Source organism: Bacteroides sp. 1001302B_160321_D4 (assembly GCF_015667765.1).
Taxonomy (GTDB): Bacteria; Bacteroidota; Bacteroidia; order Bacteroidales; family Bacteroidaceae; genus Bacteroides; species Bacteroides xylanisolvens.
In genome coordinates this window covers 80,872-90,307 of the sequence record NZ_JADPLO010000018.1, presented here as the reverse complement: position 1 = coordinate 90,307, position 9,436 = coordinate 80,872, and the positions used below count along the sequence as shown (strand labels likewise).

At 42.0% G+C, this 9,436-nt stretch carries 9 protein-coding genes; 6 read left to right on the top strand and 3 right to left on the bottom strand.

Annotated elements, in window-relative coordinates; all coding sequences use genetic code 11:
* Positions 1-14: 14 nt before the first annotated feature.
* Both hydE and KFO40_RS09520 read right to left on the bottom strand, forming a co-directional pair.
* On the bottom strand, positions 15-1,091 hold the full coding sequence (hydE, locus tag KFO40_RS09525; protein WP_211146294.1) for a [FeFe] hydrogenase H-cluster radical SAM maturase HydE: 1,077 nt from the start codon (positions 1,089-1,091) through the stop codon (positions 15-17).
* A complete protein-coding gene (locus KFO40_RS09520; RefSeq protein ID WP_004314012.1) occupies positions 1,072-2,541 on the bottom strand; it encodes a 4Fe-4S dicluster domain-containing protein in 1,470 nt (489 codons plus the stop codon). Before KFO40_RS09520 ends, hydE begins: the two co-directional genes overlap by 20 nt.
* A gap of 146 nt (positions 2,542-2,687) precedes the next feature.
* Here KFO40_RS09520 and KFO40_RS09515 point away from each other — a divergent pair, with 146 nt between their 5' ends.
* From KFO40_RS09515 to KFO40_RS09505, 3 genes are all read left to right on the top strand, one after another.
* Positions 2,688-2,861 (top strand): hypothetical protein, encoded by a 174-nt coding sequence (locus KFO40_RS09515; RefSeq protein WP_004301069.1) that lies wholly within the window; start codon positions 2,688-2,690, stop codon positions 2,859-2,861.
* Between the two features lie 68 nt (positions 2,862-2,929).
* Positions 2,930-3,478, top strand: a complete 549-nt coding sequence (locus KFO40_RS09510) for an NUDIX hydrolase (protein WP_004301068.1) — start codon at positions 2,930-2,932, stop codon at positions 3,476-3,478.
* A gap of 59 nt (positions 3,479-3,537) precedes the next feature.
* Positions 3,538-4,266, top strand: coding sequence for a DUF5039 family protein (locus tag KFO40_RS09505; protein WP_004301066.1), 729 nt, complete (start codon positions 3,538-3,540; stop codon positions 4,264-4,266).
* A gap of 388 nt (positions 4,267-4,654) precedes the next feature.
* Here the strand turns inward: KFO40_RS09505 and KFO40_RS09500 are convergent, their stop codons facing one another.
* Positions 4,655-5,701 carry a L,D-transpeptidase gene (locus KFO40_RS09500; RefSeq protein ID WP_099146567.1) on the bottom strand — a complete coding sequence of 349 codons (1,047 nt, stop codon included), beginning with the start codon at positions 5,699-5,701 and terminating at the stop codon, positions 4,655-4,657.
* 244 nt (positions 5,702-5,945) lie between these two features.
* Between KFO40_RS09500 and KFO40_RS09495 the strand changes: the two genes are divergently transcribed.
* The 3 genes from KFO40_RS09495 (at position 5,946) to KFO40_RS09485 (ending at position 9,028) form a co-directional block, all read left to right on the top strand.
* The gene (locus KFO40_RS09495; RefSeq protein ID WP_004301062.1) at positions 5,946-6,218 is read left to right on the top strand and encodes a co-chaperone GroES; all 273 of its coding nucleotides are present in this window, start codon (positions 5,946-5,948) and stop codon (positions 6,216-6,218) included.
* Between the two features lie 43 nt (positions 6,219-6,261).
* Complete coding sequence (gene groL, locus KFO40_RS09490) at positions 6,262-7,899, top strand: chaperonin GroEL (protein WP_004301061.1); 1,638 nt, start codon at positions 6,262-6,264, stop codon at positions 7,897-7,899.
* Between the two features lie 190 nt (positions 7,900-8,089).
* On the top strand, positions 8,090-9,028 hold the full coding sequence (locus KFO40_RS09485; protein WP_004307167.1) for a tyrosine-type recombinase/integrase: 939 nt from the start codon (positions 8,090-8,092) through the stop codon (positions 9,026-9,028).
* Positions 9,029-9,436: the final 408 nt, after the last annotated feature.

Here is a 9,436-nt window from a genome sequence, read left to right as displayed (position 1 = left end):
ACACAGATTAAAATTTAATTCGAAATAAATCTGTGTGAATCCGTGTAATCTGTGGTGCACTTAAAGTCGCCTCTTTCGGTAGATATCTCATAACCGATGGAATTCAACTGCTTTTGTAAGGTAGCCAGTCCTTCGGCGGATTCTGCTCCGAGTGAAGCTTTGTCATTGTATAATTCATATTTTCTCCGTTCCTCCCGGGGAGACAGGTTGGGCATAACCACATTTGCACCTGCCAATATACCCCGCTCCCTACCATCAGGGATAAGAGTGGCGAGAGCCGTTGTTGCCGGAATCAATGCGGATGGATGCATCAAACGGAAGATAGATAATAGAAGAATCGTCCGTTCCACCGTTCCGCTGGGATATTGGGCAAAAGGCGTATCATGATGGGGTAGGAAAGGACCGATGCCAATCATTTCCGGCTGTAGCTTTTCAATGAACAAGATATCCTCGATGATATGTTCTACTGTTTGCCCTGGGCTGCCGACCATAATTCCGGTTCCTGTCTGATAGCCGATGTCTTTCAAATCCGCTAAACATTGCAGGCGCTGTTTGCCGGACATTTCTGCCGGATGCAGTTGCCGGTAATGCGACTCATTATATGTTTCGTGACGTAACAGATAACGGTTGGCTCCGGCACGGAAGAAACGTTCGTATGCATCACGCGATTTTTCTCCGAGCGACAGTGTAATGGCACAATCCGGATAATTCTGCCTGATACGGGCAACAGTCATTTCTATCCGATCGTCTGTCAGTGCGGGATCTTCTCCTCCTTGCAGCACGAAAGTGCGGAAACCTAATTTATATCCTTGCCGGCAACAATCCAGTATACTTTCCAGGTTCAATCGGTAACGTTCGATATTGGGATTTCCTTTTCGGATACCACAGTAATAACAGTTGTTCCGGCAGCAATTGCTGACTTCAATCAGTCCACGGATATAAATCTTATTTCCGAAGTGGCGGAGAGCGACTTCCTGCGCCTGTTTATTGATGTAACGCAGGGTTTCTGCGTCACATCCGGTCAACAGTTGCCGGAGCTCTTCCGGTCTAAGTGTTCTTTCCTGCCGTAGTCTATCGATCCATTGTTTCATAGCTCTCTTTTCGTTTGAGCAGCTCTTGTGCCAATTGGCGACGTCCCGAAACAATATCATTATGCGTACTTGGTCCGGTGATACATCCACCTTCGCATGCCATTACTTCAATAAACTGTCCCGCAGCCTTTCCTGTTTTGGCGCAGGCACGCAACAGAGCGATATTCTTTTTATTGATGTCAGACACTTGTATTGCATTGATTTTATCCGCTTCCTCTTTCAGATAAGCTTTGACAGCTCCCATCACACCACCTGCCTGTGCAAATCCATGTGCTTCGCGAACAGACGTATGTAATACAGAGAACTCCTGTACCTGTTCCAATTCAATACCCAACCCGTCGAGAATCGAACCGATTTCTTCAAACGTCAGAATATAATCCACCGCTTCGTCACGACGTACTTCTTTGCGTTTAGCCACACAAGGGCCGACAAACACAACCTTAGCATCCGGATGCTTCTCTTTGGCAATCCGTGCGGCATAGTACATCGGTGATCCGGTGGTAGAAACGTATGGTTTCATATCCGGAATATGTTTCTCAACCAGTTCGATATAAGAAGGACAACAGGAAGTAGTCATAAACTTCTGTCCCTCTTCCAATTTCTCCAGTAACTCGTGTGCTTCATTGCTGGTGGTTGCCATAGCACCTTCAGCCACTTCGATCACATCTGTAAATCCTATTTCTTTGAAAGCACCGTACACTTGTCCGATAGAAGTCTTAAACTGTCCCAGAATAGACGGAGCAACGATGGCAACCATCTTTTCTCCTTTACGGATGCGTTGCAATACATCGAATGTTTGCGAGATTTCGAAGATAGCACCGAACGGACATGCATTCATGCATTTTCCGCAGTAGATACACTTGCTCTCATCAATGTGTTCTATGCCGTGTTCATCTTTGCTGATAGCTTTTACCGGGCAAGCCTCTTCACAAGGCACGGGAATATATACAATAGCGTGATAAGGACAACTCTTGTGACAAATACCGCAACTGACACATGTGTCATGGTCAATCATTGCCTGACCGTTTTTCTTGAAACGTATCGCATCTTTGGGGCAGTTCATGTAACAGCTACGTGCCACGCATCCGCGACAAAGGTTGGTTATTTCATAATTGATCTGTACACAGGAAGAACAGGCCTCGTCGATGACGCACATAATATTTTCCTTGTCCGGTTCGGGGCGGCTCAATGCCAATCGTGCATATTCGGAAAGCGGGGTAACTTCGTCGTGTTCGTCTGTCATATCCAATCCCATCAGAGGAAAAGTCTTGTACCTCCACACAGCGCGTTCTTTATGTACGCAACACCGTCCTAGGGGTTTTGATTTGCGTGGACTCAACTCAATCGGGAGCCGGTCTATCTTTTCCACTAATTCGTCGTTTTTCCAGAGTTTAACGAGGTCTGCCAGCAATTTATGCCGGACAATCATAATATTATTCGTAAATGCCATACTGTAATAAAGAGGTTGTTAGTTAGTTGGTGCAAAGATACGAACAGAATTTCAATATTTAAGTTTTTTGAAACATTCTTGTAACTTTTTTGTAGCCCTCGCGTGTTATCTTTGTAGTGGACAAAAAACTTAGAGGAGGCAGAGTTATGAATAGCAGTATTTTCGAGCAACGTAGTCGTTTTGCCATGATTGGCGCATTGATGGTTATTATCAGCCTGATGTTTTTATTCTACATGGGAAGTTCTTTGGTAAGCTCTACCAAAAAATACTTGGAGCAGATACATGAGATAGAGATCACTTGTATCGACACAGACGAATAAAAACAAGCAACCGAAAGGTAGGATAATCCGGAGGAATTCGTATTTTTGCCGGGAGAAAAACAAATCTTATGGAAGAGAAGAATAAAGCCTGGAAAACGGTAAGTAGCAAATATCTATTTCGCCGTCCATGGCTGACTGTGCGTTGCGAAGATATGTTACTTCCCAATGGGAATCATATCCCCGAGTATTATATCCTTGAGTATCCCGACTGGGTAAATACCATTGCCATTACTAAAGATGGTCAATTCGTTTTTGTCCGCCAGTACCGTCCGGGAATCGAACGAACTTGTTATGAACTCTGTGCCGGTGTCTGCGAGAAGGAAGATGCTTCGCCGTTGGTGTCCGCCCAGCGTGAATTGTGGGAAGAAACGGGCTACGGAAAAGGAAACTGGCAAGAGTATATGGTGATTTCCGCTAATCCGAGCACTCATACCAATCTGACTTACTGCTTTCTTGCCACAGACGTGGAACTGATAGACCATCAGCATCTGGAAGCTACTGAAGATATCACCGTCCATCTGCTCACATTGGAAGAGGTGAGAAGTCTGCTCGATAAGAACGAAATTATGCAAGCGCTGAATGCTGCTCCATTATGGAAATATATCGCAAATCTGTAATTGTGTTTGGAATTCTGTAGAGAAACAATAACTTTGGAGAAAATTTAAATCATCTTATTATGAAAACAGTTTTATGGAGTATGCTTTGTTTGTTTCTCTCCGGATGGGGAAGTATGCAAGCGGTATTAGCACAGGACTTGAAAGAGATGGAAAAGAACTTGTCCGCCATCAACGAGGAATTGAGTCAAAAGACAAAAGAATATAGTTGGCAGCTTGCAGCTGCTTACGCAGATTATTGTGAAGCAAACAATAAATATATAAGTTGGAATGATTTGCCTTATCTGCAACAGGTTGTCGAATATGAGCGTCCTGCTTCTTTGGAGACTTATCGTCTGGAACATAAAGCCAATAAAGAGGAACTGGATAAGTTTTTAAATACATACAAAGAATATAAAGATCTGGTGAAGAAGCAAAAAGAAGCGGTAACCAAGGAAGAGAAAGATGCTGTATCAACAGCCTTTTCTGCATTCTGGAAAAAGTTGAGAAGTGAAGAGAATGCTTATAAAGATTTGTACTATGCCGAACGAAAGGCTGTCTGCAAATATAGATCGGAAGCTTTGCGATATGCGATTGCCTATTATAAAGAAAAGAAGCAGGAGATTCCGACTTCTTATATAAAATATACTGAACGGTCTTATTTATTGCAGAAAGGTTCTGCCTTGGAGTTATTACAAAAAGAAATAAGTGCATTGGAAAGTGTACAGAGAGAGATAATTCAGAATATAACGAGGGCAAAGTATGGGTTGAGTGAAACCGGAGAAAATAAAAGAGAGAAGATATTTGATTGATAAGAGATCATCTGGGATAAAGAAATCCCTTTTTATAATTGGAGGTCTGGACTGAAGAGTTCGGACCTCTTTGTTTTCTCTCTCAAGTACGTATAGGTAAGTTTCTTTTCATCCTATGCCAACTTCTTTTGCATAGGGAGAAAACTTGTTTAGAGTATAAGATAAACTATAACCATAAGTTCTGATTATATAACTGAAACTTTTGATTACATAACTGAAAGTTGCAGTTTTATAACCGGAACTTGCAGTTATAGTTTGGGATAAGGGAAAAGCAACTTTTCCCAAGGAAGAAAGTAAGTTTCCTCCTTATAGAGAATATGTTTTCTAACCATATTTCATAAGATAGATAATAAGAATCAGGGAATGGCGATGCTGATTTGTTCAACGGTTATTCCAATACAAAAATAATAGTTTCATTTACGGGGGCCCAGTCATAGATAAACTTGGCATGGGAAGTTGCATTCCGCACGCACATGTGTGAGCGTGGAGTAGTTCCCAACGACGGACTATATTCTATCTGCGTCTTGCGGGGAGCATTGACCGGTACTCCGTGAATATAGGCCCCGTCCGTGAAACGACTCGCATAAGGAGCATAACCTCCCGTTTCTTTCGAGCCGTCTTTTAGAAATACCATTTTTACTTTCTTTTCCTGTAAAACAAACATTCCTAAAGGAGTTTCCTGTGCATACGGGGGCAGATGACGTCCCGTAGTGGAAGGATTCATACTGCGAACCACCCATTGCCCTTTTCCGCTACGTTCAAGAGAAGCGATATTCTGATTGTGGCGGTCTACGAAAACAGCTTTGTTAAAAACAATCGTATCTCCGATTACTTTGACATATTTTTTAGGAATCATCCATTCATCTCCGGTAAACATTGGCTCTGCTTTTATGAATTTCTCTCCATCTTCGATAAAACGGGTTAATTCCCCATCCTGTCCGTAACGTTCGGGTACTAATGTGTCAGTCAATAGATAAAGCGGAACGGATTGGTAACGTTCTATGCCAAGAGTATCTGCCACTCGTCCGTAAGCGTTTCTTTTGAAACTTCTCACAAGTGGTGCTTCTCCATTTCTGTTTTTGTAATTCTGGAGAATAGCCCAGGTGGAAGGCTGCAACTGTATATTTTCGAGCAAGGCCAGCTGTTCTTTGATTTTATCCCACTGAAACTGCCGGGTAGTGTCTTTATAAGGATAGGTGTCTTCCAATGTGTATTGATCATACAATAAATCTTTGGAGATTTCTATCTGCTCTGCCGTGAGTTTTTTATTAACAGGTTTAACCTCGGGTTGAACTATTGTATCCTGTGACAGCGAGTCTGTTTGTTGTTCGTGTACAGGAGAAATCTCTCCTGTACGCGAAGTGCAGGAGTAGAAGACGCAAGAGGCGATGATGAGGCCGGATGCTATTCCATTCATATTATTTATACAGTGCATTTGATGGTTCGTTTACGAATATACGTCATTATAAGGAATAATCCTTTTGTTTTGTTTAAAAAGTAGGTGACAAATATACTTTTTTGCCATACAATGCAAGTTGTCAGTCATTTTGTCAGTCTATTTCTGACAAAGAATCATTTATTTACTTTGGCACGCTTTTCGCAATAACTTTAGCGTTCCGCCTGAAAAATGGCGGGTAACATCTACTATTAAATGTATAACTAAAATATAACAAGTAACTATGAACATTAAACCATTAGCAGACAGAGTGCTTATCCTCCCTGCACCTGCAGAAGAAAAAACAATTGGTGGTATCATTATCCCTGATACAGCAAAAGAAAAACCTTTGAAAGGTGAAGTTGTGGCAATAGGTCACGGTACGAAAGACGAAGAAATGGTATTGAAAGTAGGCGATACAGTTCTTTATGGTAAATATGCCGGAACAGAACTTGACGTTGAAGGTACTAAATATCTGATTATGCGTCAGAGCGATGTTCTCGCTGTTTTGGGTTAATTAATAATAGTAAATAGTAAATCTTTAAATAGTAAATAAAGAGATGGCAAAAGAAATATTATTCAATATCGATGCCCGTGACCAATTGAAAAAAGGTGTCGATGCTTTGGCAAATGCAGTAAAAGTAACTCTGGGCCCGAAAGGACGTAACGTTATCATTGAGAAGAAATTCGGTGCTCCGCACATCACAAAAGACGGTGTGACAGTAGCAAAAGAAATCGAATTGGCAGATGCTTACCAGAACACTGGTGCACAGTTGGTAAAAGAAGTTGCTTCTAAGACAGGTGACGATGCCGGTGACGGTACAACTACTGCAACCGTTCTTGCACAAGCTATCGTAGCTGAAGGTTTGAAGAACGTAACTGCCGGTGCTAGCCCGATGGATATCAAACGTGGTATCGACAAGGCCGTTGCCAAAGTGGTAGAATCAATCAAGGATCAGGCTGAAACTGTAGGTGACAACTATGACAAGATTGAACAGGTTGCCACTGTATCTGCAAACAATGATCCGGTAATCGGTAAATTGATTGCTGACGCTATGCGTAAAGTTTCTAAAGACGGTGTGATTACTATCGAAGAAGCAAAAGGAACAGACACTACTATCGGTGTAGTAGAAGGTATGCAGTTCGACCGTGGTTATTTGTCTGCTTACTTCGTGACAAATACGGAAAAGATGGAATGTGAGATGGAGAAACCTTACATCCTGATCTATGACAAGAAGATTTCTAACCTGAAAGATTTCTTGCCTATCCTCGAACCTGCTGTACAGACTGGTCGTCCTCTGTTGGTAATTGCAGAAGATGTAGATAGCGAAGCGTTGACTACATTGGTAGTAAACCGTCTGCGTTCTCAATTGAAGATCTGTGCTGTGAAAGCTCCGGGCTTCGGTGACCGTCGTAAAGAAATGCTCGAAGATATCGCTATCCTGACAGGTGGTGTTGTTATCAGCGAAGAAAAAGGTTTGAAACTGGAACAGGCTACCATCGAAATGTTGGGTACTGCTGACAAAGTTACAGTTACTAAAGACTATACAACTGTTGTAAACGGTGCAGGTAACAAAGACAGCATCAAGGAACGTTGCGAACAGATCAAAGCACAAATTGTAGCAACTAAGTCTGACTATGACCGTGAGAAATTGCAGGAACGTCTGGCTAAATTGTCAGGTGGTGTAGCTGTTCTCTATGTAGGTGCTGCTTCTGAAGTAGAAATGAAAGAAAAGAAAGACCGTGTGGACGATGCTTTGCGTGCAACTCGTGCTGCTATCGAAGAAGGTATCATCCCGGGTGGTGGTGTAGCTTATATCCGTGCTATTGATTCTTTGGAAGGAATGAAGGGTGATAATGCTGATGAAACAACTGGTATTGGTATCATCAAACGTGCCATCGAAGAACCGCTTCGCGAGATTGTTGCTAACGCTGGTAAAGAAGGTGCAGTAGTTGTTCAGAAAGTACGTGAAGGAAAAGGTGATTTCGGTTACAATGCCCGCACGGACGTTTACGAAAACTTGCACGCTGCCGGTGTAGTAGATCCTGCTAAGGTTGCTCGTGTAGCTTTGGAAAATGCAGCTTCTATCGCTGGTATGTTCCTGACTACTGAATGTGTAATTGTAGAAAAGAAGGAAGATAAGCCAGAAATGCCGATGGGCGCTCCCGGAATGGGAGGCATGGGCGGAATGATGTAATTCCGGCTTTCGCTGAATGAATATGAAAACGAGGGTGTCCGAAAAGGGTACCCTCGTTCTTTTTATTATCAATCTATTCTGCAAATTGATCTTTTCAAAACATCCTTGCTTTATATTTTGTTTGGTCAACGTATTCTTAGTAATGAGAATACTTCGTATATTTAGAATCAAATTTATTAATAAAAGTGAGATGTTGAAAGTATTAACATTTATGAAGCAGGTAGCTAACGGGCTACAGGTGGAGGGAAACTTCGGTACTGCGCACGTCTATCGTAGCAGTCTGAATGCCATCATTGCTTATAGTGGGAAAGTGGACTTCACCTTTGATGAAGTGAGTCCGGAGTGGTTAAAGGGATTTGAAGTATATCTTCGCAGTCGTGGTTGCAGTTGGAACACCGTTTCCACTTATTTGCGCACGTTTCGTGCGGTTTACAATCGTGCCGTTGATCTTCGGAAAGCTTCTTATGTACCTCATCTGTTCCGTTCTGTTTATACCGGTACTCGTGCCGACCATAAACGTGCATTGGGCGATGAAGATATGAAAAAGGTATTTGCAAAATTGTCTCGTACGTCCGGTGTGCCATTAGCGGTATATCAGGCGCAAGAGTTATTTATTCTGATGTTTTCGCTTCGTGGTATGCCATTTGTGGATCTCGCTTATTTGCGTAAGAGTGATTTGCGTGATAACGTAATAACGTATCGCAGACGTAAGACAGGACGGCCATTGTCAGTGACATTGACTCCCGAAGCGATGATCCTGGTGAAGAAGTATATGAATCGTGATCCTTCTTCTCCTTATTTGTTTCCATTGTTGAAAAGCCGTGAAGGAACCAAAGAGGCGTATCGCGAATATCAGTTGGCATTGCGCAGCTTTAACCAACAGTTGATGTTGCTAGGTGAATTATTGGGATTATCCGATAAGTTGAGCTCGTACACCGCCCGCCATACCTGGGCTACGACAGCTTATTATTGTGAAATCCATCCGGGCATTATCTCCGAAGCGATGGGACATTCGTCTATCACCGTCACTGAAACCTATCTGAAACCTTTCCGAAGTAAGAAAATTGATGAAGCAAATAAACAAGTTCTTGACTTCGTGAAACGCTCTGTTGTAGGTGTAAGCGCTTGAAAATTATTCTGTTACTTTGTAGGTAACGGGAATGAATATCGGTGCAAATATGAGCATATTTCTTAAAACAACCAAACGAAATCATACATTTTTTCTAATAAACTACTCAAAACAGGAATTAACCAAATAAAACACGCGGATTCTTTGTATTAGGGCTTTGTTAACTTCTAAATTTTTGCAAAAGATCTCCTTCCCTCTACTGCCTTTCAGAAGCAGGGGTAAAAAAGTTTCATTGCATATCGTATTATTTTTCAGTATTGACTACTCCCGAAGAGCAGGCACAAAGGTTTCTCCGTTACCTACAAAGTAACGGGCAGTCTATTATTGAAATTTAGTGTTTAATAATATATTATTAATGTAATTTTTAAGTAGTTATGAAAAGAAAATTTGTAAAAGTGATGTTCTTCG

Coding starts and splice junctions, on each gene's coding strand:
- hydE (WP_211146294.1), bottom strand. CDS start 1,091: ATGAAACAATGGATCGATAGACTACGGCAGGAAAGAACACTTAGACCG.
- KFO40_RS09520 (WP_004314012.1), bottom strand. CDS start 2,541: ATGGCATTTACGAATAATATTATGATTGTCCGGCATAAATTGCTGGCA.
- KFO40_RS09515 (WP_004301069.1), top strand. CDS start 2,688: ATGAATAGCAGTATTTTCGAGCAACGTAGTCGTTTTGCCATGATTGGC.
- KFO40_RS09510 (WP_004301068.1), top strand. CDS start 2,930: ATGGAAGAGAAGAATAAAGCCTGGAAAACGGTAAGTAGCAAATATCTA.
- KFO40_RS09505 (WP_004301066.1), top strand. CDS start 3,538: ATGAAAACAGTTTTATGGAGTATGCTTTGTTTGTTTCTCTCCGGATGG.
- KFO40_RS09500 (WP_099146567.1), bottom strand. CDS start 5,701: ATGCACTGTATAAATAATATGAATGGAATAGCATCCGGCCTCATCATC.
- KFO40_RS09495 (WP_004301062.1), top strand. CDS start 5,946: ATGAACATTAAACCATTAGCAGACAGAGTGCTTATCCTCCCTGCACCT.
- groL (WP_004301061.1), top strand. CDS start 6,262: ATGGCAAAAGAAATATTATTCAATATCGATGCCCGTGACCAATTGAAA.
- KFO40_RS09485 (WP_004307167.1), top strand. CDS start 8,090: ATGTTGAAAGTATTAACATTTATGAAGCAGGTAGCTAACGGGCTACAG.